Raw genomic sequence first — 24,717 nt, 5'->3', positions numbered from 1 at the left:
GTCCTACTGATCGGCCTACTGAGCGGCCCCGGGCGGGACCGGTTCGTGCCGGGCGGGGGCTTTCGTAGACTCCGGCTGTGAGTAGCGACGACCTCGACGCGCTGGCCCTGCTGCACGATCCCGTACGCCGCAGCCTCTACGACGTGGTGGCGGCCAGGGGCGGAGACGTCGGCAGGGGAGAGGCGGCCGAGGCCGCCGGCGTGTCCAGGACCCTCGCCGGTCACCACCTCGACCGGCTGGTCGAGGCCGGTCTGCTGGAGAGCGGCTTTCGCCGGCCGGAGAAGAGAGGGCCCGGCAGCGGTCGGCCCGCCAAGGTCTACCGCAGGGCGAGGGGTGAGCGGTCGGTGAGCCTGCCACCGCGCGACTACGCCATCCTCGCCTCGGTCCTCGCCGGCGTGGTCGAGCTGCTCGGCGCCGACGAGCAGGCCGAGCGCGCGGCGCGCGACGTGGGCGTCAGGATGGCCGGGGGGCGCCGGGGCGAGCCGGTCGAGAGGGTGCTGCGGGAGCGCGGCTACGAGCCCTACGAGGAGGGCGGCCGGGTGCGGCTTCGCAACTGCCCGTTCCACGTGCTGGCCGAGGAGCAGCCGGTGCTGGTCTGCTCGGTCAACCTGGCCCTGTGCGAGGGGCTGCTGGAAGGGTTGGGCGACGACCCCGGCAGGGCACGTCTGGACCCGCGGCCGGGGGAGTGCTGCGTGGCGTTCCGCGTTTCTAAAACAAATGAAGATTGACATAGAAGGGGAGGGGTGATGTGCTGAGTGTCATGCACCTGGCCCAGCTCAACATCGCGCACATGCGCGCGCCCGTCGACAGCCCCGAGCTCGCCGAGTTCGTCGCCCTGCTCGAACCCGTCAACGCGCTCGCCGACGCGGCGCCCGGATTCGTGTGGCGGCTCAAGGAGAGCGAGACCGACCCCACGGCCACCGTCGTGCACGACTACGGCGACCACCTGCTCGTCAACTTCTCGGTGTGGAAGTCGCTCGACACGCTGTGGAACTACGTCTACCGCAGCCCTCACCTGGGCGTGCTGCGCCGGCGCAGGGAATGGTTCCTGCGCGTGGCGGAGCCGTACACCGTCATGTGGTGGATCCCCGAAGGGCACATCCCGCCGCTGGCGGAGGGCATGCGGCGGCTGGAACGCCTCAAGACCGAGGGGCCGAGCCCCGAGGCGTTCACCTTCAAGGACTCCTACTCCAGCAGCGAGGCCGCCAGCCTGCCGGCCGCCGCCGAGGCCAGGAAGTAGGCCAGATCCTCCTCCAGGCCCCTGCCCATCGTCGACAGCCGCACAGGACAGGCGCGCAGCGCCTCGTGCAGGCCGTCCACCGGCACGGGGACGAGGCGGTGGCGCACCGCCAGCAGCTCCGCCTGGTCCCTCACCCGCTCGCCGAACTCGCCCGGCAGCTCGGGCACCGGCACGTCGGCGGGGGACAGCGCGACCCTGCCGTAGGCGGTCAGCGAGTGGTGGGAGACGCCGTAGTGGCGCTCCCTCCTGTCGCCCTCGCTGACCCGCAGCGCGGCCACCGGACGCCCCAGCAGCACGCCCGCCGCGTTCACCGCCTCACCCGCCGACACCCCGGAAAAGCCCCATCGGGTGCCCGTGCCCAGGTTGCCCGGCCCCTGCGTGACGATCGCCAGGTCGGCCTCCAGCACGTGCCTGGCCGCCAGCAGCCCGGTGTGCACGGTGACCGCCTCCACGTCGCCGCCGAACGACTGCCCGACCGTCACCACGCCCTTCAGCCAGCCGGCCTCACGCAGCCGCGCCGCCGCCATCGAGAACCACGCCGGCAGCGCGCCGCCGTCCAGCATCACGTACGCGACACGGACGTCCGGCCGCGGCGCCGAGGCGTACAGGCCGCACAGGATCGGCGGCAGCGCCGAGTGCAGGTCCGCCACGATCACCGGCATGCCGTCCAGCGAGTCGGCCTCGCGCAGCAGCTCGTGATGAGGGGAGTCCTGCTCGTCGGCGCCCAGCACCGTGGCCTGCAACGGTGTGTACCGGGCCTTCACCAGGTGCCCGGGGCCGTCAGGATCCTGCGGCAAACGGTTAGGGACGGCCACCACCATGGCGTAACCTCCCGTACCGAGACCCATCGCGAGCGCGGTCGTGTTGAGCAGCACCTCGTCGCCGGGTTCCGGGCGCCCGACCAGCGGCGGATACGCCAGCGCCCGGCACTCTCCCTCGGGGACGGCGACATCCAGCTCCACCGCTCCCGGCCACTCGCGTCGGATCCGGACAACTTCGCCCCTGCGCCATCTGATCACGGGGGCAGGGTAGCGTCGATCGAAGGAGGAGTGAGGCAGATGTCGCGCCGGAAGACAGAACGGCTGCTCAATCTCGTGATCTGCCTGCTCGCCACCCGGCGCCCGCTGTCGGCCGAGCAGATCCGTCACGCCGTCCCGGGTTACGACCGCGACGGCGACGAGGCGTTCCAGCGCATGTTCGAGCGCGACAAGAACGAGCTGCGCGAGCTCGGCATCCCCATCGACGTGGTGCGCGACCCGTGGGAGGACGAGCCGGGCTACCGGATCGAGCGGCAGTCGTACGAGCTGCCCGAGATCACCCTGGAACCCGACGAGGCCGCCGTCCTGGGGCTGGCCGCCCAGGTGTGGCAGCGCGCCAGCCTGGCCGAGGCCGCCTCGGGAGCGCTGCTGAAGCTGCGCGCCGGCGGCGTGGCCACCGACCAGCCCGTCGGCGCGGCGATGGGCGGGGGAGCGCTGGAGCTGCGCGTCGACACCCGCGACCCCGCGTTCCCCGCGCTGTGGAACGCCGTACGCGACCGGCGGGTGGTGCGCTTCGACTACCGCGGCGCCGGCAGCGAGGACGTCCGCACCCGCACCGTGGAGCCGTGGGGCGTGGTCAGCAGACGCGGCCGCTGGTACCTCGCCGGGTTCGACCGCGGCAGGGACGCGCCGCGCGCCTTCCGGCTCAGCCGCATCACCGGGCAGGTCACGACGGTCGGCAAGCCGGGGGTTGTCGAGGTCCCCGAAGGCGTCGACGTACGCGCCATGGTCGGCTACCCCGACGAGGTGACGGACGAGCGGATCGCGGTGGTCCGCGTGCGCCAGGGGACGTGTGAAGGGGTTCGCCAGCTGGCCAGGGCCGTACGCACCGGCAGGGACGGGTGGGACGAGGCCGAGCTGGCCTTCTCCGACCCCGAGCGGCTGGCCGCCTGGATGGCCAGCCTCGGCGCCGACGTCGAGGTCGTCGACCCGCCCGACGCCCGTGAGGCCGTCATCCGCCGACTGAAAGGGGCGCTCGCATGAGCGGATCCGCCGACCGGCTGCCCCGGCTGCTGTCGCTGGTGCCGTACCTGATGTCCCACCCCGGGGCGCAGGTCGGCGAGGTGGCCGCGGTGTTCGGGCTGAGCGAGAAGCAGCTCATCGACGACCTGCAACTCGTGTGGATGTGCGGGCTGCCCGGTCACACGCCCGGCGACCTCATCGACGTGTCCTGGGACGGCGGCGAGATCCTCATCGACAACGCCGACACCATCGCCAGGCCGCTGCGGCTGGGCATCGACGAGGCCAGCGCGCTGCTGGTCGCGCTGCGCATGCTGGCCGCCACGCCGCAGCTGGCCGAGGTGCAGGGCACGGACGACGCGCTGCCGCGCGTGATGGCCAAGCTGGAGCAGGCGGCCGGGGAGGGCGCCGCCACCGTCAGCAGCCAGGTCGCCGTCGACGTCGACGCGGCACCCGACGCCCTGCCGCGCGTGCGCGAGGGACTCACCAAGGGGCGCAGGCTGTCGCTGCGTTACTACGTGCCGGGCCGCGACGAGGTGACGCCGCGCGAGGTCGACCCGACGCGCATCGTGGTCGTCGACGGCCGCGCCTACCTGGAGGGCTGGTGCTACCGCGCCGAGGCGATGCGGTTGTTCCGGCTCGACCGGATGCTCGGCGTCGACGTGCTCGACGTGCCCGCCGACCCGCCGGCCGAGGCCGAGCCCATCGACGTCGCCCAGGGGGTCTTCCGGCCCTCGCCCACCGACGAGCTGATCGAGCTGGAGGTCAGCGCCGCCGGCCGGTGGGTCGCCGAGTACTACCCGTGCGAGCAGGTCACCGAGCTCGGCGAAGGACGGCTGCGGGTGACGCTGCGCGCCCGCGACCAGGACTGGATTCTCAAGCTGGCGCTGCGCCTCGGCGACACCGGCAGGGTCGTCGCGCCGCCCGCGATGGCCGAGGCCGTGCGCCAGGAGGCCGAGCGGGCCCTGGCCCTGTACGCTCACCGGTCATGACGTGGATTCTCCTGGCCTGCGGGTTGTGCCTGGCGGGGCTGGCCGTGCTCGGGGTCGCGTTCGCCCGGGTGGTGGCCGCCGCACGTGACCTGAGCAGGGAAGTCGCCCAGGTTCACGAGCAATTCGGGGATAAACAGGACGCCAAGGGATGAGGCAGCGGCCCCGGCAGCGTACGATCGGTCGTGAAGGACAGCACTCATAAACCATGAAGGACGTCACATGAACTTGGGAGCTCCGGAGATCATCCTGATCTTGGTGGCCTTGGTCCTGCTCTTCGGCGCCAAGAAGCTGCCGGACCTCGCGCGTGGCGTTGGACGGTCCCTGCGCATCTTCAAGGCCGAGACCAGCAAGATGAACGATGACGACGACAAGCCGACCGTCGTCCAGACACAGCCCGAGGCCCAGCAGCAGCCCGCCACGCCCCAGCAGCTCCAGGCCGCGGCCCCGTCGCCGGAACCGTCGCCGGAGGAGCAGGCCCGCCGGCTCGAGGAGCAGGCCGCCAAGTTGCGTGCGAGTGCCCAGGCCGACAAGCGCCCCTGATTTTTCCTCTCCTCCTCACTCCCTGGACTGGTGATGGCGCTGCTGAAACGGTCGGGGCCCAAGCGCAAGCCTGAGCCCGATGCCGAAGGCCGGATGCCGCTCATGGAGCACCTGCGCGAACTGCGCAACCGGCTGCTCATCGCGTTCGCCGCCGCCGTGGTGGGTTTGATCATCGGGTGGATCGTCTTCGACCCGGTGTGGGCGGTGCTCAAGGATCCCTACTGCTCGACCGCCCAGTCGCGTCAGCTCACGGGCGAGTGCAGCCTGACCTACACCGGCATCTTCTCGTCGTTCTTCATCACGTTGAAGGTCTCGCTGATGGTCGGCCTGGTGCTGTCGTCGCCGGCCTGGCTCTACCAGATCTGGGCGTTCGTCACCCCGGCCCTCTACCGCACCGAGAAGCGCTACACGGTGTTGTTCCTGACGCTGGCCATCCCGCTGTTCGCGCTGGGGGCCGGGCTGTCCTACTTCATCATGGACACCGCGCTGGGCTTCCTGCTGGGCTTCTCGGTCGACGGCTCGGTCGCCACCATCTCGATCGACGACTACCTCGACTACGTCCTGATCATGCTGCTGATCTTCGGGGTGTCGTTCGAGCTGCCGCTGCTGCTGGTCTTCCTCAACATCGTCGGGGTGCTGTCCCACGCGACGGTGGCCAAGCACCGGCGGCTGGTCATCTTCCTGATGTTCGTCTTCGGCGCCGTCGTCACGCCCGGCGGCGACCCCATCACCATGATGGCACTGGCCGCGCCGATGATCGTGCTGTTCTCGGCGGCCGAGCTGGTCATGTACCTGAGGGAGAAGCGCAACCCGGTGAGTGAGTTCGGTCACCTGGACGACGACGAGGCCTCGCCGCTGCCCGAGGACGCCCCGCTCGACGACGATGCCGACGCTCCCCGCGCCGGGGAGGATTCCGGTTCCGGGCGATAGGCGATAAGTTCCGGGCGTGTCCCCTCAACTCGCCCTGCTCGTCAACCCCGCCGCGCGCGGCGGCCGCACTCTGCGCCTGCTGGAGCCGGTGGCGCGCCGCCTGCGCGCCGGCGGGGTCGAGCTGTCGGTGATCGTCGGCGACGACGCCGGCGACGCCCTCGACCGAGCCTGCACCGCCGTCGCCGAGCGCCCCGACGCGCTCGTGGCCTTCGGCGGTGACGGGCTCGTGCACCTCGCCGTGCAGGCCGTGGCCGGCACGGACGTGCCGCTCGGCATCATCCCCGCCGGCACCGGCAACGACATCGCGGCGGCGCTCGGGGTGCCGTGCGGCGACCCCATCGCCGCCGCGAGGACCGTGCTTCGGATGCGGCCGCGGAGCGTCGACGCCGCCCGCGTCGTCGCGGGTGCCGCGGACGAGCTGTTCGCCGGGGTCATGTGCTGCGGGTTCGACTCGCGGGTGAACGAGCGCGCCAACCGGCTTACCTGGCCGCCGGGGATGGCGCGCTACGTCGTGGCGATGGTGGACGAGCTGCGCTCGTTCCGGCCGATCCCGTTCCGCGTCACGCTCGACGAGGACGAGGTGATCGAGCGGGAGGCCATGCTGGTGGCTGTCGCCAACACGCGTTCGTACGGCGCGGGGATGCGGGTGTCGCCGGACGCCAGCCCGGACGACGGGCTGCTGGACGTGGTGATGCTGGAGGCCGTGTCCAAGGCCGAGTTCCTGCGGGTGTTCCCGAGCGTCTACCGGGGCACGCACGTGGGCCATCGGGCCGTGTCGGTCAGGCGGGTGCGCAGCGTGCGGCTGGAGGCGGCCGATGTCGTCGCCTACGCCGACGGCGAACGGGTGGGGCCGGTGCCGGCGCACTGCGAGGTCCGGCCTGGCGCGTTCCGCGTCCTCGTATGAATCTACAAAGTAAAGGCGCCTGCGCGGAGGCCGTACAAGCCCGGCGGGACGGACCGGAATGGCGATTTCGGTAGGCTGACGGGTATGACAACGCCAGCGGAACGCTATGCGGCCTTCCGTCAGAAACACGGGAACGACGGGGCCGCTCTCAAATCGTTCCGAGGCCTCTACGACTTCGCTCTCGACGACTTCCAACTGGACGCCTGCCGTGCCCTGGAGGCCGGTGACGGCGTCCTGGTGGCGGCGCCCACGGGGTCGGGCAAGACGGTCGTCGGCGAGTTCGCCGTCCATCTGGCGCTGGAGCAGGGGCTCAAGTGCTTCTACACCACCCCCATCAAGGCGCTGTCCAACCAGAAGTACAACGACCTGGTCAAGCGCTACGGCACCGCCAAGGTGGGCCTGCTGACCGGCGACAACAGCGTCAACGGCGAGGCCCCCATCGTGGTCATGACCACCGAGGTGCTGCGCAACATGCTCTACGCCGGCTCGGCCACGCTGGCCGGGCTGGGATTCGCCGTGATGGACGAGGTCCACTACCTCGCCGACCGCTTCCGCGGCGCGGTGTGGGAAGAGGTCATCATCCACCTGCCCGAGTCGGTCCGGCTGGTGGCGCTGTCGGCGACCGTCAGCAACGCCGAGGAGTTCGGCGAGTGGCTGGGCGAGGTGCGCGGCGACACCACGGTGATCGTCGACGAGCACCGCCCGGTGCCGCTGTGGCAGCACATGATGGTCGGCAACCGCGTCTACGACATGTTCGTCAGCGACGACCTGACGCCGCGCATCAATCCCACGCTGATGCGGGTGACGCGCGACGCCGAGCGGCTGACCGCCGGGCGGGGCAGGCGCGGCTACGGCAGGCCGCAGCGCTCGCGCGCGCCCGACCGGGTGCAGGTGATCGAGAAGCTCGACGCCGAGGGGCTGCTGCCGGCGATCACGTTCATCTTCTCCCGCGCCGGCTGCGACGCGGCCGTGCAGCAGTGCCTGTACGCCGGCATCCGGCTCACCACCGAGCGCGAGCGGCACGAGATCAGGCAGCTCGTCGACGAGCGGACCGCCCACCTGCCCGACGAGGACCTGGCGGTGCTGGGCTACCTCGAATGGCGCGACTGCCTGGAGCGGGGCCTGGCCGCGCACCACGCGGGCATGCTGCCGGCCTTCAAGGAGGTCGTGGAGGAGCTGTTCACGCGCGGGCTGGTCAAGGCCGTGTTCGCCACCGAGACGCTGGCCCTGGGCATCAACATGCCGGCCCGCAGCGTGGTGATCGAGAAGCTCGACAAGTGGAACGGCGAGACCCACGCCGACCTCACCCCCGGCGAATACACCCAGCTGACCGGGCGGGCCGGGCGGCGCGGCATCGACGTCGAGGGCCACGCCGTGGTGCTGTGGCAGCCCGGCATGGACCCGCTGTCGGTCGCGGGCCTGGCCGGCACCCGCACCTATCCCCTGCGCTCCAGCTTCCAGCCCTCCTACAACATGGCGGTCAACCTCGTCGGCCAGTTCGGCAGAGAGCGTGCCCGCACGCTCCTGGAGGAGTCGTTCGCGCAGTTCCAGGCCGACCGGGCGGTCGTGGGGCTGGCCAAGCAGCTGCGCAAGCACGAGGAGGCGCTGGAGGGCTACCAGGAGGCCATGACGTGCCACCTGGGCGACTTCCCCGGATACGCGGCGCTGCGCCGCCGCCTGTCCGACCGTGAGGCCGAGCTGTCCCGGCAGCGCGGCGCCGCCCGCAGGGCCGCCGCCGTACGGTCGCTGGAGGCGCTGCAGCCGGGCGACGTGATCCGGGTGCCCGGTGGGCGCAGGGCGGGCCTGGCGATCGTGCTCGACCCGGGCCGCAACCCGCGCGGCCGCGCCGCCGGCGCCGGGCCGAGCCCGCTGGTGCTGACGATCGGCAAACAGGTCAAGAAGCTCGACCCGGCCGACTTCCCCGTGCCGGTCGAGCCACTGGAGAAGCTGCGCATCCCGAAGAACTTCAACGGCCGCTCGCCCAAGGAGCGCGCCAACCTGGTCTCCACGCTGCTGGCCAAGATCGGCGACCGAGACCTGGGCAAGCCGGCCAGGGCCCGCGACCACGCGGTGGAGGACGACGAGGTCAACGAGCTGCGCCGGCGCATCCGGCAGCACCCCTGCCACGGCTGCGACGAGCGGGAAGACCATGCCCGCTGGGCCGAGCGCTATCACAAGCTGCTGCGCGAGACCGAGGGGCTGCGCCGCCGGGTCGAGGGCCGCTCCCACGTCATCTCCCGCACGTTCGACCGCATCTGCGCGGTGCTGGAGCAGCTGGGTTACCTCGACGGCGAGTCCGTCACCGACGAGGGCCGGCGGCTGGGCCGCATCTACACCGAGCTCGACCTGCTCACCGCCGAGTGCCTGCGGATGGGCTTGTGGGAGGAGCTCGACCCGGGCGAGCTGGCGGCGTGCGTGTCGGCGCTGGTGTTCGAGTCGCGGGCGGCCGACGACGCCCGCAGGCCAAAGATCCCGGCGGGGCGGGCGCAGGACGCCCTGACGTCGATGACGCGGCTGTGGGGCGAGCTGGAGGCCATCGAGTCAGACCACGGGCTGTCCACGATCAGGGAGCCCGACATGGGCTTCGCGTGGGCCGCGTTCCGCTGGGCCAGGGGGCACAGCCTCGACGCGGTGCTCCTGGAAGGCGTCAACGGCAACGAGCTGGCGGCCGGTGACTTCGTACGGTGGATCAAGCAGCTGATGGACCTGCTGGGCCAGCTGGGGAACGCGGCGCCGCAGGGCAGCAAGATCAAGCAGACGTCGGTGAAGGCGATGGACGCCATGCGGCGCGGCGTGGTGGCCTACTCCTCGCTCACCTGAGCGTCCGGCCGCGCGGGGCTCCCACCGGGCCGCGCGCGGATGCCGCGAGCCATGCCCGGCTACTTCTCGGCGCGGGCACCGACCATGGTGAGCGCGAGGCCCAGCAGGCCCGCGACGATGCTGGCGGCCGTCAGCGCCCCGCCGTCGAGCACCAGGTGCAGCAGGCCGAAGTCGCGGTCGAAGAAGAAACCGGCGATGAGGCCGCCGAAGCCCTGGATCATGAGGAGAACGCCGAGGAATGCCATGCCTCGACGATCCCAGCCCGGGGCGGCCGGATCATCGAACCAAAGTATCGGCCCGTATGCACCTTGGAACCAGTTCTCAGAAGCATCTTTGACTTTCGTCTGACGTCTGCTAGGCCATTATCTCGTTTGCACGAGATTTAACGGCGTTGCGAAGTGCCGTTCTCGGCGGGATTCTCCGGTCAAGTCTCTTTTAAATGGTGAATATGCCGTGCTATATCGCAATTCGGGTGCTAGTGTCCGTTTTGTGCAAGTTAGCCAACGGGGGAGGAATCATGGCTAGCACGCAGTTCACACAGGTCGGCCACCAGCTCGGATGGGGATGCCGTAGGCGTCGTCGTCGCCGCTGGTGCGGCGGATGCCGTCGTCGCCGCTGGTGGGGCTGGGGGTGGTAAACCGCCCCGCTGAGAGCCGGCGGCACAGCCGCCGGCTCTCATTCTCTGTCTCCGGCCGCGAGCTCGCTCCGGCGATTTCCATTCGCCGCACATTCCGCGAGTTCTGGCCGGACACTCGCGGGTTGCGCCGCCTATTCGCGGCCGGTGTCGTCCTCGCCGTCGTCGCCGCGCTGTGCGAGGTCGCCGCGATCCGCCTGTTCGGCCACATCACCGACGAAGTGCTCACCACCAAGGAGCTCGGCGCCTTCTGGACCCCCGCGTTCAGCTGGCTCGGGCTCGCCGCGGTCGCCGGGGCGGCGTCCTTCGGCGGGACGTACATCACCGCGCTCGGGGCGGAACGATTTCTGCTGAAGCTGCGCGACCGGATCTACGCCCACCTGCAGACGCTCGCGCCGGAGTTCTCGGAGAAGCGGCGGCTGGGCGACCTGATGGCGCGGCTCACCGACGACGTCGAGGCCATCGAGGAACTCGTCGGATCCGGTGTGGTCAAAGCCGTCACCACGGTCGCCAGCGTGATCTTCTTCGCGGGAGCCGCCTTCTTCATCCGGTGGGACCTCGCGTTGATCACGATGGCCCTGATCCCGGCGTTCCTGGTGGTCTCCAAGGTGTTCGCCGGCAGGTTCAGGGGCGCCGCGGCGCGTGAGCGCCACAGCAACGGCGTCATGAACAGCGTCCTGGAGGAGGGGCTGGCCAACCAGCCGCTCGTGCAGGCGTACAACAGGCAGGGCGACGAGTCGCGGCGCCTGCACGGAGAGGGCCGCAACTGGCTGCGCGCCAACATGGCGCAGGCCTGGCTGTCCGGCCTGTACGGCCCCGCCGTGCAGGTCATCGAGACCATCTGCCTGATCGTCATCCTCGGGTTCGGGGCGTGGGAGATCGCCGCGGGCCGGCTGACGATCGGCGGGCTGCTCGCCTTCGCCGCCTACCTGGCCATGTTGTACCCGGCCGTGCAGAGTCTGGGGGAACTGGCCCTGACGGTGTCCGAGGCGGCGGCCGGGTCCGACCGGGTCATCGAGATCCTGCGGACGGAAGCCACCGTCACCGACGATCCCGGCGCCGTGCCCGCGGGCAGGAGCCGCGGGCGGATCGCGTTCGAGCGGGTGAGCTTCGCCTACCCGGGACGCGCGCGGCCGGTGCTGCGGAACCTGTCGTTCACCGCCGATCCCGGCGACGTCGTCGTCATCGCGGGGCCCAGCGGAGCGGGCAAGTCGACGGTGGCCAAGCTGCTGCTGCGCTTCTACGACCCCGACGCCGGGCGCATCCTGCTGGACGGCGCCGACATGCGGGGCCTGACGCGCGAGTCGCTGCGCGAGAACATCACGATCCTGCACCAGGAGACGCTGATGTTCTCGGGGTCGGTCCGCGACAACATCGCCTACGGCCGGCCCGGCGCCCCGCTCGACGAGGTCATCAGGGCCGCGGAGGCGGCGGGCGTGCACGACTTCGTCAAGGCGCTGCCTCAGGGCTACGACACGCCGGTCGGGCAACGGGGCCGGCTGCTGTCCGGCGGGCAGCGGCAGCGGATCGCGATCGCCCGGGCCATCCTGCGCGACGCGCCGGTGCTGGTGCTCGACGAGCCCATGACCGGGCTGGACGCCGCCACGGCGGCGCAGGTCATGAAGCCGTTGCGGCGGCTCATGGCAGGGCGTACGACGCTGATGATCACGCATGACCCGCGGCACGTGCCCGAAGGCGCGCGCACGGTGGAACTGGAGCCGGTGCCAGGACCGGAGCGCATCCGGCTCAAGCGCGTCGGCGTCCGCGGCAGGCGCTCCCCGGCGCGATGCTGAGCCCCTCCTTGACCCGCCGGATGGTTGCCCCGGCCCGCGACACCCGCCCTACGGGGCGGGTGTCGTGGTTCCGGGCCCGGCTCGCCGCCGCAGCGGGCGGCCGATAGAATCACCGGGCTCTCCCCGCGTCGCGCCCGGCAGCGCGGAGGCACTCCCCCCGCGTCGAAGACAGGTTCAGCCCGTGACTCCTGCACCGCCTGACGGGAGCGGCTTCCCGCTCTCCCCGGCCGAGGCCGGTGACGGGCGAGCCCTGCCCGCCGCGGGCGCGGGAGCCGCACCGGCGCACCAGCGACCCTGCCGGGGCGTGCGGCAGCCCACCCGACGGATCTGATGGGCGACGACCACAGCTCGGCCCGGCCGCTGCGCGCCGACGCCCGGCGCCACCGGGAGCGGGTGCTGCAGATCGCGCAGGAGGCCTTGGCCGGTGACGGTCTGACGATCTCCTTCGACGAGATCGCCCGGCGGGCCGGGTTCGGGGTCGGCACCGTCTACCGGCACTTCCCCACCAAGGAGGCGCTGTTCGACGCGGTGCTGCTGGGGCGGATCGAGCGATTCGTGGCCGACGCCCGCGCCCTGGCCACCGCCGAGGACCCGGGCAGGGCGTTCTTCGGCTGGTTCACGAAGGTCGTCGACGAAGCCGCCGCCAACCAGGCGCTCTGCGCCATGCTGGAGAGCGGTTCCTGGGTGGCCTTACGGCCGGGCTCCACGCTGGAGGACGACTTCGCCGCCGCCGTCGACCGGCTGCTCGCCCGGGCGCAGCGGGCGGGTGCGGTACGCCCGGGACTGACCGGCCGGGACGTGGCCGACCTGCTTCGCGGTTGCCTGGTCGCCGAGCGGAGAGCACGGTCCAGGAACGGGCGGGTGCGGATGGCGGACGTGGTCTGCGACGGCATGCGGGCCATCGGCTGATCAGCCGCCGGCGCGGAGGGGGCGTTCCTCGCCGCGGCGGCCGGGCGTTCACGTGAGGTGCGCGTCCAGGCCGGTGATGCGCAGCAGCCGCCTCATGGAGGGTGGTGCGCCTGTGACGCGCAGCGGGGTGTCCTGGCTGATGGCCTGGTTGCGGGCGGAGACGAGGGCGCCGAGGCCGGCCGCGTCGATGAAGGACAGCCCGCTGACCTCGACGACCAGGCTGAGCGTGCCGCGGCGCACACCACCGGCCTCCTGTAGCAGCCGGGTCAACCGCCCGCGGAGCGCCTCGGCGGTGGCGATGTCGAGCTCACCGGAGACGCTGACGGTCACCGTGCCGTTGTGGCGGCTGGTGATGAGACGCAGTGGGTCCATCCGTGCTCTTCCCAGAGCTGTCCCCGCCGGTGGCGCGGACCCGCCCTTGCCGTACACGCGGATGTCGTATTTGCATTACACGCAGTTTCGTGTGCGTTTCGGATGGAGTGTACAGGTCCGGCGTCGCTCGTTCGGGGTCTTGTGGTGTTTCGGGGGAAAAGAGAAACCCCAAGGAAAACAATTCCGATTACCAGATCGAAGATTCCCCACCCCAGGGGAGCGGCTTCGGGCGGCCGGGTCCCCGCTGGGTACTTGGGCAGCTCAGGGCGAGGCCACGACCCGGGGCGCGGCAGGGCTCGCGGCGGGTACGAACAGCCGCATTTTGCGGAAATTAGGTGATTTGTCGGGCGTGATCACACTACGCTGCTACCCGATAAGGTACGAGGGAAAGCAAGCAACAGTGTGGATCGCAGTCGCAGTGCCCGCCGCCATCGTCGTGGGCATGGTGGTCTGGTGGCTCCGCCGCGACATCGCGGCTGTCGAGGCCGCCGGTCAGTTCGAGGTGGAGCGGAAGTGGGGCTGGGAGCTCCGGCTCGCGCCGGAGGCCGAGGCAGCGTTCATGGAGGGCCTGCGCGCCTACAACGACGGAGGCAACCGCCTGGCCGTCGACGGCGAGCGGGCGGTGCTCACGACGTACGACCCGCCGCGGCTGATCTCGCTGCACCTGCTCGCCGACGGGTTCGCGGCACGGGGTGACGCCGCGCTGCACGACCCGCAGGACACGGTGGCGGCGCTGATCGACCGGCTGGCGGGGGACGAGCGGCCGGGGGTGCTGCACCTGCGCCCCGGCCGGCTGAGCGGAGAGGGTGGGGACATCGACCCGGCGCGCTTCACCGAGGCGGTGCGTGAGATCGTGTGCGCCGGTCAGGCCGAGGGCGTCGTGAGCCGGTCGGTCGACGAGAGCCTCGGCGCGGTGCAGGTGACCGTGCTCGGCGAGCCTTCCGTGGCGCGAGGTGAGGGCCCGGCGCACGTCAACGGCAGGCAGGCGCCCGAGGTGGCGGGGCCGGCCACGGCGGCGCTCAAGGACCGTACGGCTGGGCCGGACGGCGCGCCTGGCGGGCGCGTCAACACGATGATGCTGGATCTGGCCCGGGTGCTCGACCGCTGCGAGAAGGCCCTGGCCGAGCAGCCGGACGCCACCCCGGAGGCGCTGATGCGCGAGGTCGCCCCGCGCCTGATCGCCTCCGGCGGGCCCGGGCTGACCTGGACCAGGCCGCCCTCCCAGGACGACCTGCGCATCGTGCTCGCCGCCATGGGCTCCCGAGAACTCCACTGACCGGCGCCCGGCCTCCGGTGACGGCTCTTCACCGCGTGACCGGAGGGCCCGCCGGCCCACGGGTGGACGGCACGGGTGGACGGCACGGGTGGTCGGCACGGGTGGACGGCACGGGTGGTCGTCAGTTCTCGGCGCGGCCCTCGCGCCAGTAGCCCATGAAGGCCACCGTGCGCCGGTCCATGCCGCGTTCGGCGACCAGGTGCCGCCGCAGGGTCCGGATGACGGAGGCCTCTCCGGCCAGCCACGCGTACAGCGGCCCGTACGACGGCGGCTCCTCCTGCGGCACCTCCCACAGCTCCTCGGCGTCCACGTCAACGTCGTCGAAGGTGTCGGGCACGGGCAGCGGGGGCAGCAGGCGGCCGGCGGCGGCCCGTACGGCGGGGACGAGGTCCGCGCCGCGCTTGCCTCCGTTCCTGGCCAGCCAGGTCACCTTGACCGGGGCGGCGGTGTCCACCGGCAGGAAGTCGTCCTCGCCCGGCACCTCCATCAGCACCTCGCCCGCCAGCTGCGCGGGCAGCCGCTCCAGCACGCCGCAGATCGCCGGCACCGCGGTCTCGTCCCCGGCCAGCAGCACGCAGCCGGTGCCGGCGGGCGGGCGGAACTCCAGGCCGCCGTGTGTGCCCTCGTAGCGCGCGTCGGGGCCGAAGAGCGCCGCGACGTCGCCGGGGCGGACCTGCTCCGCCCACCGCGCGACCGGGCCGCCGTCGGGGTGCATGACCACGTCCACATCGACCTCGCCCGCCTCGGGACGCACCAGCCTGGCGGTGTAGGTGCGCATCGGGTTGCGCTTGTCGTCGTCGAGCTCCCGCCAGCGCGTGTACCAGTCGGGACCGGCCGGCAGGTACGCCAGCCCGTGCTCCGGCACCGGCAGGATCAGCTTGAGTCGCTGGTCGTAGCCGTTGTCGGCGAACACGCGCAGGTCGTCGCCCTGGAAGGTGACCCGCAGGAAGGACGGGCTCAACCGCTCAAGCCGGTCCACCCGTACGTTGAACATGCGATACGGCTCGATCATCCCCGTGCACTCTCCGATCTTTATTAGGTGAGCCTAACCTAATCGATCAGGGCCGGTATGGCCAGCCGCGGCCGCTCCGATAGCGTCGTACCGCTGAAGGTCGCCAGGTGCCGGCCCGCACCTGCCCGCGCCTGCCCGAGTCGAGGAGGCCGACGTGTCCCCCCACATCCTTTCCGCCGCGGGTGTCGCCCTGGTGCTCGACGGCTCAGGCCCAGGTCTTCCGCGCGTGCTGCACTTCGGCGCCGGCCTGGGGCCGGCCGACGGGCCGGAGCTGGAGCCCGTGCTGGCGTCCCTGGCCCCCGCTCCGCCGCTGCTGCCCGCCCAGGCAGACGGCTGGTACGGCAGGCCGGGCCTGTCGGGTGGCAGGGACGGCGAGCACTGGCCGGTCCGGTGGAGCCTCGGCCGCCTCGACGTGACGGCAACCCCCGGCGCGGGGGGCACGGTGACCGTCGAGGCCTCCGACGCCAGGGCCGGGCTCGCGCTGGTGAGCGAGCTGGCCATGGACGCCCGCGGCCTGGTGACGATGCGGCACACGGTGACCAACACCGCTGCCTCCCCCTACCGGCTGGAAGGGCTGACCTGCTCGCTGCCGGTGCCGCCGCGGGCGGGCGAGCTGCTCGACTTCACCGGCCGGTGGGCGATGGAGAAGACGCCGCAGCGCCGGGCGTTCGGGTTCGGCGTGTGGTCGAGGGAGAGCCGGCGGGGCCGTACCGGGCACGACGGCACCGGGCTGCTGGTGGCCGGGACCGCGGGGTTCGGCTTCCGCTCCGGCGAGGTGTGGGGGGTGCACGCGGGCTGGAGCGGCAACCACCTGCACCACGCCGAGCGCCTGCCCGAGGGACCGGCGCTGCTGGCCGCGGGCGAGCTGCTCGAACCCGGGGAGATCGTGCTGGCGCAGGGGGAGAGCTACCGTACACCGCGGGTGTTCTTCACCTGGTCGGGCGGCGGGCTCGACGATGCCGGCGGCCGGCTGCACGACCACCTGCGCGCGGAGGGCCCGCTGCCGGTGCGGCCCGTCACCCTCAACAACTGGGAGGCCACCTACTTCGACCACGGCCTCGGCCGGCTGCTCGAACTGGCCGAGCGGGCCGCGGCGGCCGGGATCGAACGGTTCGTGCTCGACGACGGCTGGTTCCGGCACCGCCGCGACGACCGGGCCGGGCTCGGCGACTGGTACGTCGACGAGGGCGTGTGGCCGGACGGCCTGCACCCGCTGGCCGACCGCGTGCGCGAGCTCGGCATGCAGTTCGGGCTCTGGTTCGAGCCCGAGATGGTCAACCCCGACTCCGACCTGGCCCGCGAGCATCCCGACTGGATCCTCGGCCACGCCGAGCGCATGCCGCCGCCGCAGCGCAACCAGCAGGTGCTCGACGTGGCCAGGCCGCAGGCGTACGCGTACCTGCTGGAGCGGCTGGACACCCTGATCGGCGAGTACGCGCTCGACTACATCAAGTGGGACCACAACCGCGACATCGCCGAGCCGGTGCACGCCGGCGTGCCGGGCGTGCACGCGCAGACGGAGGCCGCCTACCGGCTGATCGACGAGTTGCGCCGCCGCCATCCGGGGCTGGAGATCGAGTCGTGCTCGTCCGGCGGCGCGCGCGTCGACTACGGCATCCTGGCCCGCACCGACCGGGTGTGGACCTCCGACAGCAACGACGCGCTCGACCGGCAGGCCATCCAGCGCTGGACGGGGCTGCTGGTGCCGCCCGAGCGGCTGGGCTGCCACGTGGGCGCGCCGAAGGACCACGGCTCCATGCGGCGGCTGCCGCTGGCCTTCCGCGCCGCCACCGCGCTGTTCGGGCACATGGGCGTCGAGTGGGACCTGACCTCGGCGAGCGAGGCCGAACTGCGGGAGCTGGCCACGTGGATCGCCCTGCACAAGCGGCTGCGCCCGGTGCTGCACGGTGGCCGGGTGGTGCGCGCCGACCACCCCGACCCGTCGGCACTGCTGCACGGCGTGGTGACGCCCGAGCGTGGCGTGTTCGCGTTCGCGCAGCTCACCACCCGGCTCACCACCGGGCCCGCCCCGCTGCGGCTGCCCGGTCTCGACCCGGCGGCCTCCTACGACGTACGGGTGGCGGGGCCGCTGCCCGAAAGGGCCGGGCTGCCCGGGTGGACGGCCGCCCCGGTGCGGCTGCCGGGCCCGGTGCTCGGCGAGGTCGGGCTGCCCGCGCCGGCACTGCGGCCGGCCTCGGCGCTGATCATCGAGGTCGAGCGGGCCTAGCGCAGGGAGCCCTCCCACGGCCGAGGGGCGGGTGAAGGGTCATCGGTAGCCCTTCGCCAGCACCTCCCGCGTGTCGTGGGCGATCCGGGCCGCCAGCTCGGAGGGGAGCGGCGTGCGCGGCGGGCGGCAGGGGCCGCCCTTGCGCCCCGCCAGGTCCATCGACAGCTTGATGGACTGCACGAACTCCGTCTTGGAGTCCCACCGCAGCAGCGGGTGCAGGTCGCGGTAGACGGGCAGCGCCTTGTCCAGGTCGCCGGCGGTGGCCAGGCGGTAGAGCTCGACCGTGGAGCGCGGGATCATGTTCGGGTAGCCGGCGATCCAGCCGACCGCCCCGGCGATGCCCAGCTCCAGCAGCACGTCGTCCGACCCGATGAGCAGGTCGAGCCCGGGCGCCCGCTCGGCCAGCTCGTACGCCCTGCGCACGTCCCCCGTGAACTCCTTGACGGCGACGATCAGCCCTTCCTCGTGCAGCTCGGCCAGCAGCTCGGGGGTGAGGTCCACCTTGGTGTCCAGCGGGTTGTTGTAGGCCACGACGGGCAGCCCCACTCTGGCGACCTCCCGGTAGTGGCCGACCACGGCCTCCCGGTCGGCGCGGTAGGCGTTCGGCGGCAGCAGCAGCACGGACGCGGCGCCCGCCTCGGCCGCCTGCTCGGCCCAGCGCCGCGCCTCGGCCGCGCCGTAGGCGGCCACGCCCGGCATGACGTGGAAACCGCCGGGTGCGGCCTCGATGGCGGTGCGGACCACGCGCGCGCGCTCGTCGTCCGTGAGCGTCTGGTACTCGCCGAGCGAGCCGTTGGGGCAGACGCCGTCGCAGCCGCCCTCGGCCAGGAACCGCACGTGCTCGGCGTAACCGTCGTAGTCGACGGACAGGTCGTCGTTGAAGGGCAGCGCGGTCGCGACGTGCACGCCGTGCCAGACGGAAGCGATCATGACTTCTCCTTGTTCCAGTTCTCCAGCCCGCTCGCGTCGATGGGCAGGGCGGCGGAGAGGTTCTCCGCGCCGCCCGCCGTGACCAGCAGGTCGTCCTCGATCCGCACGCCGATCCCGCGCAGCTCCGGTGGGAGCGTGCGGTCGTGGGCGTGGAAGTACAGTCCGGGTTCGACGGTGAGCGCCATGCCGGGCGCCAGCCGCGCGCCGTGGTACGCCTCGGGGCGGGACCGCGCGCAGTCGTGCACGTCCAGGCCCAGGTGGTGGCCGATGCCGCACACCAGGTAGCGCCGGTGGTGCTGGCCGCGCTCCGACAGGGCCTCGTCCACCGAGACCGGCAGCAGCCCCCAGTCGTGCAGCCCGTGCGCGATGACCTCCATGGCCGCGTGGTGGAAGTCGGTGAAGCGGCGGCCCGGCGCCACCTGCGCCAGCCCGGCCCGGTGCGCCCGCTCGACCAGGTCGTGCACCTGCCGCTGGGCGGGGGAGTAGGAGCCGGACACGGGGAAGGTGCGGGTGACGTCGGCGGTGTAGTGGCTGCGCACCTCCACGCCCATGTCTAGCAGCAGCAGCTCGCCTGGCCTGACCGGGCCGTCGCAGCGCACCCAGTGCAGCGTGGGGGCGTGCGCGCCGCCGCCGACGATGGTGGCGTAGCCGGGGCCGTTGCCGTGCGTCCTGGCATACCGGTCGAAGGTGCCCTGCAGCCAGCGCTCGCCGCCGCCCGCGACCGCGGCCGGAAGTTCGGCGAGCACCGCGGCGAAGCCCTCCACGGTACGGTCGACGGCCTCGCGCAGCCGGGCGGTCTCCCAGTCGTCCTTGATCATGCGCAGCTCGGCCAGCACCCGGCCGAGCTCCCTGGACGGGTGCGCCCAGCCCGGTCCCGCGAGCAGCGCGCCGTCCGGCGGCCCGGCGAACCCCGGCAGCGCACGCACCTCGACCCCGAGCGCCCTGGCCCACTCGTCCAGGGACGGTGAGGGACCGACCCACAGCTCGCCGTAGGCGCTGTCGGCGTAGAAGCCTTGCTCGCCGGGGCGCGCGGGCGCAGGCAGGTAGAGCGTGGCCTCGCCGCCCGAGACGACGGCCACCGCGTTCTCCACGGCGCAGCCGGTCAGCCAGTAGAAGTCGCTGCCCACCCGGAAGTCGTAGGCGGTGTCGTTGCTGCGCACCGGCGCCCGGCCGGCCGCCACGACGGCGGTCGTGCCGGGGAACGCGGCGGCGAGCCTGGCCCGGTGGGCCGCGGCGGCCTCGGCCGCGCCCGGCTCCAGCGCGGGCGTCCGGGCGGGGGAGTCCCAGCCCTCGGCGATGTACGCGGCGAACGCGGGGATCTCCGTCAGCTTGGGCAACCGGCCGTCGGTCATGGGGTGGTTCCTCCTCCTAGGTCGCGGACGAGCCCTGTCAGCCGGGCGAAGACCCGGTCGTCGCCGATGCCGTCGTGCTCGTACTCGTTGGTGACCCACGCCTGGGTGTTGCCGACCCGGGCGGCGGTGTCCAGTTGCAGGCCGGCGTCGACGTACATGTCGTCGAAATAGACGGCGGCGGCCACCGGCACCTCGTTGGCGGCCAGCCGGTCCAGGTCGTACAGCGGCGGCCACGCGGCACGTTCGGCGAGCAGTTCGACGGCCGGGCCGAAGGGGCGCAGCGCGCGGATCTCCCTGAACATCCAGGGGTAGATCATCTCGCCGGTGAACAGCAGCGGCCGGGCGCCCTCGGCGAAGGCGAGATGCCGGGCGCGTTCCCGCTCGGCCGCCCACGCCGTCGCGCCGGGGCCCGAGCCGTAGATGCTCTCCTGCAACGCCGCGAACAGCGGGTTGTCGGCGTAGGAGGAGCGCGCCAGCACCTGGTGCAGGAACGTCTCGGTCAGCTCGCCCGGCCCGTCGGATCGGGCCTCGTCGAGCAGCCAGTGCATGCGCTCGAAGCCCGGTTTCATGCCGAAGTCGACGCCCAGCGACTGCAGCCGCCGCACGGTGAGGGTGTCGCCGTCGGGCAGCCGCACGTCTCCGGTGGCCAGGTGGTCGGCCAGCCGGCCGGTGGTCTCCACGTGGTGCGGGTAGCGGCGGTAGAACGCCGCGTTCTTGGCGGCCACCCGGGGATAGGTGCGCCGGTAGACCTCGGCGGCGTCGGGGTCGAGCGAGGGCAGCCCGCCCGCCACGTAGCAGGCGCTCAGCCCGCCGGGCGCGCGGGAGAGGTACGTCAGCGTGAGGAAGCCGCCGTAGCTCTGTCCCAGCGTCGACCAGCGCCGCCCGCCGAACACGGTCGTGCGCAGGTGCTCGGCGTCGGCCACGATCGAGTCCGCGCGGAAAAGGGCCAGGCGGCCGGCCCCCTCCCGGGGGCTGAGCGCGCTCATCACCCGGCCGTCGACGCGCGAGCTGCGGCCCGTGCCCCGCTGGTCGAGCAGGATCACCCGGTACGTCTCCAGCGCCTGCCCGAGCCAGCCCGACGTGCCGGTGGGGCGCGGCCCCTTGCCGCCGGGCCCGCCCTGAAGGTAGAGCAGGCACGGCAGGTCCTCCGCGTCGCGGGCCGGGTCCACCACCTCGCGGGCGAACACGCTGATCGCCGGCCCCGGGTCCGACCAGTCGAGCGGCACCTCGACCACGTGGTCGCGCATCCGCATCCCGGGGATCGTGTACGTCGCGGTGATCAAGCCCTCTCCCTCCTGCGGCGTTCCCATTCCGGATCGATGCGCGGGATGGCCGCCAGCAGCGTGCGCGTGTACTCGTCCCGGGGGTCGCCGAACACCTGTGCGGTCGTCCCCAGCTCGACGATCCGGCCCTTGCTCATCACGGCGACGCGCTGCGCGATCTGCCGCACCACGGCCAGGTCGTGGGCGATGAACACGTAGCTGAAGCCGCTCTCGTGCTGCAACCGCCGCAGCAGCTCGATCACCTGCGCCTGCACGGACACGTCGAGCGCGGAGACGGCCTCGTCGCAGATCACCAGCTTGGGGTTGACGGCCAGCGCGCGGGCGATGCCGATGCGCTGCGCCTGCCCGCCGGAGAACTGCGCGGGGTAGCGCAGCGAGTGGTCGGGGTCGAGCCCGACGCGTTCCATCAGCTCCTTGGCGTGGGCGCGGCGGCTGCCGTGGGGCGCGATGCCCTGGTAGACCAGCGGCGCCATGAGGATGCGCTCCACCGTGTGCCGCGGGTTGAGCGAGGAGAACGGGTCCTGGAAGACGACCTGGACGTTGCCGCGGAAACGGGCCAGCGCCGCCCCCTTCGCGCGGGTGACGTCCTCGCCCTCGAACTCCAGCGTGCCCTCGCTCGGCTCCAGGAGTTTGGCGATCATCCTGGCGGTCGTCGACTTGCCGCTGCCCGACTCGCCCACCACGGCCAGCGTCTCGCCCAGCCGCACGTCGAAGCTCACCCGGTCGACGGCCGTGAAGGCGGCCTTCGCGCCGAGCGGGCCGCGGGAGACGAAGCGTTTGGTCAGGTCCTTCGCGCGCAGCAGCGTCATGCGCTCACCTCGTCGAGGGGGTCGTCGATGCGGGGGATGCTGTCGAGCAACATCCGGGTGTAGTCGTGGCGGGGCTCGGCGAAGACCTGCTCGGCGGTGCCGTACTCGACCTGCTCGCCGCGCCGCATCACCAGCACGCGGGTGGCGATCGAGCTGATCACGGCCAGGTCGTGCGTGATGAACACCATGCCCATGCCGCTCTGTTCGCGCAGGTCGGCCAGCAGGCGCAGGATCTGTGCCTGCACGGTCACGTCGAGGGCCGTGGTCGGCTCGTCGGCGATCAGCAGCGAGGGCGAGCACACCAGCGCCATCGCGATCATGATGCGCTGACGCTGTCCGCCGGAGAACTGGTGCGGGTAGTGGCCCGCCCGCCGTTCCGGATCCGGCAGCCCCACCTGGCGCAGCGCGCCGACGACGACCTCACGGGCCGCCGCGCGGGAGCCGCCGCGGTGCGCGCGATAGAGCTCCTCGATCTGCAGTCCGACCGTGTAGTAGGGGTTCAGCGACGACAGCGGGTCCTGGAAGATCATCGACATCCGGTCGCCGCGCAGCTGCCGCAGCTCCCTGGGGGAGGCGCCGAGCACGTCGGTGCCGTCCAGCCGGATGGTGCCCCGGGCCGCCGCGCCCTTGGGCAGCAGGCCCATGATCGCCAGGCTGGTCATCGACTTGCCGGAGCCCGACTCGCCGACGATGCCGACGGTCTCGTCCCTGCCGACGGTGAAGGAGACGTCCTTGACCACGTCGACGGGGCCGCGCGCGGTGGAGAAGGTGACGGTGAGGTCCTCTACGACCAGCAGATCGCTCATCTCGCCGTGATCCTCACTCTCGGGTCCAGCCTCGTGTAGACGAGGTCCACCACCACGTTGCCGATCACCACGAAGAACGCCGCCAGCAGCGTCACCGCCATGATCACCGGCTGGTCGTTCTTGGCGATCGAGTCGGCGGCCATCTTGCCGACCCCGTTCAGCCCGAACACCGTCTCGGTGATCAGCGCGCCGCCCAGCAGCGCCGCGAAATCCATGCCGAAGATCGTGGTGATCGGCGTCAGCGCCGGCCGCAGGGCGTGCCTGCGCAGGGTCAGCGCCGGGCTGAGCCCCTTCGACCGGGCCGTGCGCATGAAGTTCTCCGCCAGGGTGTCGATCACGTTCGCGCGGGTGAGCCGGGCGTACAGGCAGGCGTAGCCGGTGGCCAGGACCAACCACGGCATCAGGTACGACTGGAACCACAGCGCCGGGTCGTCGGAGAACGGCACCGCCTGCGGGAACGGCAGCACCTGCAGCTGCACCACCAGCACGTACTGCAGGGCCAGCGCCAGCACGTAGTTGGGGATGCTGGAGCCGCCGAGCGCGAGGCCCATGGCGGCGCGGTCCCACCAGGTGCCCTCCTTGACCGCGCTGAGCAGGCCCGCGACGATCCCGATGAACAACCACAACACCGCCGCGCCGATCGCGACGGTCGCGCTGACGGGCAGGCGCTCCACGACCATGTCCCACACGGACTGGTTGGTCTGGAAGCTGTAGCCCAGGCAGGGCGCGGCGCAGTGCACGAGGTTCGCGCCCTCGCCGTAGTCGCGCCCGGCGAAGATGCCTGCGAAGAAGCCGAGGAACTGGGCGGGGAACGGCTCGTCGAGGCCGAGGACGCCGCGGATCTGGTCGATGCGCTCGGGCGTGCACGTCTTCCCGCAGATCATCACCGCCGGGTCGGGGGAGAGCGTGAAGAAGATGATGAACGTGAACAGGCACACCAGGAAGAGGATCAGCACCACCCCGGCGGCCCGCCCGGCCAGATAGCGCGCCATCACGCGGCCTCCCCGGAGTCGAACGCGGCCCGCAGCCGGTCGCCGAGCACGGTCAGCGACAGCACGGTGAGGAACAGGAACGTGCCGGGGATCGCGAAGTACATCGGGTCGACGGCGTACCACCCGACCGAAGAGGCGATCATCTGCCCCCACGACGGCGTGGGCGGCGTGACGCCGACGCCGAGGAACGACAGCCCCGCCTCGGTCCCGACGTAGCCGGGCACCGCCAGCGTCGTCATGACGATCAGCGAGCTGCGCAGGTTCGGCAGGATCTCCTTGAACACCAGCGCCCCCGTGGAGGCTCCCGAGGCCCGCGCGGCCTCCACGAACTCCCGGTTCACCAACGTCATCGTCTGCCCGCGCACCACCCGCGCCAGATACGGCCAGCCGAACACGCTGATCACCACGACCAGCAGCACCGGCCGGTCGCCCTGCGGCAGCGACGACAGGATGGCGATCATGAAGATGAGCGCGGGGAAGGCCATCAGGAAGTCCATGACCCGGCAGATCACCTGGTCCGCCCAGCCCTGGTAGAACCCGGCGAGCATGCCCAGCACCACGCCGAGCAGCGTCGTCAGCGCGGTCGCGGCGAGCGCGATCAGCAGCGACACGCGGGCGCCGTACGCGATGCGGGCCAGGATGTCGCGGCCGTTCTGCGGTTCGACGCCGAGCGGGTGCTCGGCGCTGATCCCGCCCAGCGTCCCGTGCGGCACCCCGCCCAGGTCGGTGTCGACCGCGGCCGTGTCGAAGTCGTTGGGGCTGTGCCCGGTGATCAGGCTGATCAGCGGCGCGCAGATCGCCATCAGCACGATCAGCGCCAGGAACGCGCTGCTGAGCACGGCGGCCTTGTCGTGCAGCAGCGCGCCCGCGACCCGCCGGCCCGAGGTGGCGGGCGAGGT

Annotated in this window: 24 protein-coding genes; 13 read left to right on the top strand and 11 right to left on the bottom strand. The window is 72.1% G+C overall.

From position 1 onward, the window contains the following. Positions 1-77 precede the first annotated feature (77 nt). Both E1267_RS10620 and E1267_RS10615 read left to right on the top strand, forming a co-directional pair. Positions 78-728 (top strand): helix-turn-helix transcriptional regulator, encoded by a 651-nt coding sequence (locus tag E1267_RS10620; RefSeq protein ID WP_132332251.1) that lies wholly within the window; start codon positions 78-80, stop codon positions 726-728. A gap of 20 nt (positions 729-748) precedes the next feature. Further along, a complete protein-coding gene (locus E1267_RS10615; protein ID WP_132332250.1) occupies positions 749-1,240 on the top strand; it encodes a DUF3291 domain-containing protein in 492 nt (163 codons plus the stop codon). Here the strand turns inward: E1267_RS10615 and E1267_RS10610 are convergent. Further along, on the bottom strand, positions 1,186-2,259 hold the full coding sequence (locus E1267_RS10610; RefSeq protein WP_181957778.1) for a DUF3866 family protein: 1,074 nt from the start codon (positions 2,257-2,259) through the stop codon (positions 1,186-1,188). The genes E1267_RS10615 and E1267_RS10610 overlap by 55 nt on opposite strands. 39 nt (positions 2,260-2,298) lie before the next feature. Between E1267_RS10610 and E1267_RS10605 the strand changes: the two genes are divergently transcribed. The 7 genes from E1267_RS10605 to E1267_RS10580 all read left to right on the top strand — a co-directional run bounded on the left by E1267_RS10605 (position 2,299) and on the right by E1267_RS10580 (position 9,423). Then, positions 2,299-3,261: a helix-turn-helix transcriptional regulator gene (locus E1267_RS10605; RefSeq protein ID WP_132332249.1), complete on the top strand. Its 963-nt coding sequence runs from the start codon at positions 2,299-2,301 to the stop codon at positions 3,259-3,261. After that, positions 3,258-4,229, top strand: a complete 972-nt coding sequence (locus E1267_RS10600) for a helix-turn-helix transcriptional regulator (protein ID WP_132332248.1) — start codon at positions 3,258-3,260, stop codon at positions 4,227-4,229. Before E1267_RS10605 ends, E1267_RS10600 begins: the two co-directional genes overlap by 4 nt. Then, a complete protein-coding gene (locus tag E1267_RS44205) occupies positions 4,226-4,381 on the top strand; it encodes a hypothetical protein (RefSeq protein ID WP_165959549.1) in 156 nt (51 codons plus the stop codon). The genes E1267_RS10600 and E1267_RS44205 overlap by 4 nt, the downstream gene beginning before the upstream one ends. A 67-nt stretch (positions 4,382-4,448) precedes the next feature. Further along, complete coding sequence (gene tatA / locus E1267_RS10595; RefSeq protein WP_132332247.1) at positions 4,449-4,769, top strand: Sec-independent protein translocase subunit TatA; 321 nt, start codon at positions 4,449-4,451, stop codon at positions 4,767-4,769. A 33-nt stretch (positions 4,770-4,802) separates the two neighbouring features. Further along, positions 4,803-5,699 (top strand): twin-arginine translocase subunit TatC, encoded by an 897-nt coding sequence (tatC, locus tag E1267_RS10590; RefSeq protein WP_246063706.1) that lies wholly within the window; start codon positions 4,803-4,805, stop codon positions 5,697-5,699. A gap of 16 nt (positions 5,700-5,715) precedes the next feature. After that, complete coding sequence (locus E1267_RS10585) at positions 5,716-6,603, top strand: diacylglycerol/lipid kinase family protein (protein ID WP_132332246.1); 888 nt, start codon at positions 5,716-5,718, stop codon at positions 6,601-6,603. An 84-nt stretch (positions 6,604-6,687) separates the two neighbouring features. Next, complete coding sequence (locus E1267_RS10580; protein ID WP_181957777.1) at positions 6,688-9,423, top strand: DEAD/DEAH box helicase; 2,736 nt, start codon at positions 6,688-6,690, stop codon at positions 9,421-9,423. 59 nt (positions 9,424-9,482) lie between these two features. Here E1267_RS10580 and E1267_RS10575 read toward each other — a convergent pair whose 3' ends face one another. Further along, positions 9,483-9,668, bottom strand: coding sequence for a hypothetical protein (locus E1267_RS10575; RefSeq protein ID WP_132332244.1), 186 nt, complete (start codon positions 9,666-9,668; stop codon positions 9,483-9,485). 514 nt (positions 9,669-10,182) lie between these two features. On the opposite strand from E1267_RS10575, the gene E1267_RS10570 reads away from it, so the two are divergent. Both E1267_RS10570 and E1267_RS10565 read left to right on the top strand, forming a co-directional pair. Continuing rightward, on the top strand, positions 10,183-11,850 hold the full coding sequence (locus E1267_RS10570) for an ABC transporter ATP-binding protein (protein ID WP_246063703.1): 1,668 nt from the start codon (positions 10,183-10,185) through the stop codon (positions 11,848-11,850). A gap of 330 nt (positions 11,851-12,180) precedes the next feature. After that, positions 12,181-12,759 carry a TetR/AcrR family transcriptional regulator gene (locus tag E1267_RS10565; protein ID WP_132332242.1) on the top strand — a complete coding sequence of 193 codons (579 nt, stop codon included), beginning with the start codon at positions 12,181-12,183 and terminating at the stop codon, positions 12,757-12,759. 48 nt (positions 12,760-12,807) lie between these two features. On the opposite strand, the gene E1267_RS10560 is transcribed toward E1267_RS10565, so the two are convergent. Continuing rightward, on the bottom strand, positions 12,808-13,131 hold the full coding sequence (locus E1267_RS10560; protein WP_132332241.1) for an STAS domain-containing protein: 324 nt from the start codon (positions 13,129-13,131) through the stop codon (positions 12,808-12,810). A gap of 400 nt (positions 13,132-13,531) precedes the next feature. On the opposite strand from E1267_RS10560, the gene E1267_RS10555 reads away from it, so the two are divergent. Further along, complete coding sequence (locus E1267_RS10555; protein WP_132332240.1) at positions 13,532-14,407, top strand: hypothetical protein; 876 nt, start codon at positions 13,532-13,534, stop codon at positions 14,405-14,407. Between the two features lie 121 nt (positions 14,408-14,528). Here the strand turns inward: E1267_RS10555 and E1267_RS10550 are convergent, their stop codons facing one another. After that, complete coding sequence (locus tag E1267_RS10550) at positions 14,529-15,419, bottom strand: siderophore-interacting protein (protein WP_165959548.1); 891 nt, start codon at positions 15,417-15,419, stop codon at positions 14,529-14,531. A gap of 154 nt (positions 15,420-15,573) precedes the next feature. On the opposite strand from E1267_RS10550, the gene E1267_RS10545 reads away from it, so the two are divergent. Next, positions 15,574-17,646 carry an alpha-galactosidase gene (locus E1267_RS10545; RefSeq protein ID WP_132332239.1) on the top strand — a complete coding sequence of 691 codons (2,073 nt, stop codon included), beginning with the start codon at positions 15,574-15,576 and terminating at the stop codon, positions 17,644-17,646. Positions 17,647-17,685: 39 nt separating this feature from the next. Here E1267_RS10545 and E1267_RS10540 read toward each other — a convergent pair whose 3' ends face one another. The 7 genes from E1267_RS10540 to E1267_RS10510 all read right to left on the bottom strand — a co-directional run. Beyond that, positions 17,686-18,576, bottom strand: a complete 891-nt coding sequence (locus tag E1267_RS10540) for a dihydrodipicolinate synthase family protein (protein ID WP_132332238.1) — start codon at positions 18,574-18,576, stop codon at positions 17,686-17,688. Continuing rightward, the gene (locus E1267_RS10535; RefSeq protein ID WP_132332237.1) at positions 18,573-19,928 is read right to left on the bottom strand and encodes an aminopeptidase P family protein; all 1,356 of its coding nucleotides are present in this window, start codon (positions 19,926-19,928) and stop codon (positions 18,573-18,575) included. Before E1267_RS10535 ends, E1267_RS10540 begins: the two co-directional genes overlap by 4 nt. Then, positions 19,925-21,211: an alpha/beta fold hydrolase gene (locus E1267_RS10530; RefSeq protein WP_246063701.1), complete on the bottom strand. Its 1,287-nt coding sequence runs from the start codon at positions 21,209-21,211 to the stop codon at positions 19,925-19,927. Before E1267_RS10530 ends, E1267_RS10535 begins: the two co-directional genes overlap by 4 nt. After that, a complete protein-coding gene (locus E1267_RS47640; RefSeq protein WP_132332235.1) occupies positions 21,208-22,020 on the bottom strand; it encodes an ATP-binding cassette domain-containing protein in 813 nt (270 codons plus the stop codon). Before E1267_RS47640 ends, E1267_RS10530 begins: the two co-directional genes overlap by 4 nt. Further along, positions 22,017-22,826, bottom strand: a complete 810-nt coding sequence (locus tag E1267_RS47635; RefSeq protein WP_132332234.1) for an ABC transporter ATP-binding protein — start codon at positions 22,824-22,826, stop codon at positions 22,017-22,019. The genes E1267_RS47640 and E1267_RS47635 overlap by 4 nt, the downstream gene beginning before the upstream one ends. After that, entirely contained in the window at positions 22,823-23,818 is a 996-nt protein-coding gene (locus E1267_RS10515; protein ID WP_132332273.1) for an ABC transporter permease, read from the bottom strand. The genes E1267_RS47635 and E1267_RS10515 overlap by 4 nt, the downstream gene beginning before the upstream one ends. Then, on the bottom strand, positions 23,818-24,717 hold a 900-nt coding region (locus E1267_RS10510), incomplete at its 5' end, for an ABC transporter permease (RefSeq protein ID WP_132332233.1). The genes E1267_RS10515 and E1267_RS10510, both read right to left, overlap by 1 nt.

Source organism: Nonomuraea longispora, from assembly GCF_004348345.1.
Lineage (GTDB): Bacteria > Actinomycetota > Actinomycetes > Streptosporangiales > Streptosporangiaceae > Nonomuraea > Nonomuraea longispora.
Note: the sequence above shows the minus strand (reverse complement) of the source record. Positions and strands in the feature narration are given on the sequence as shown.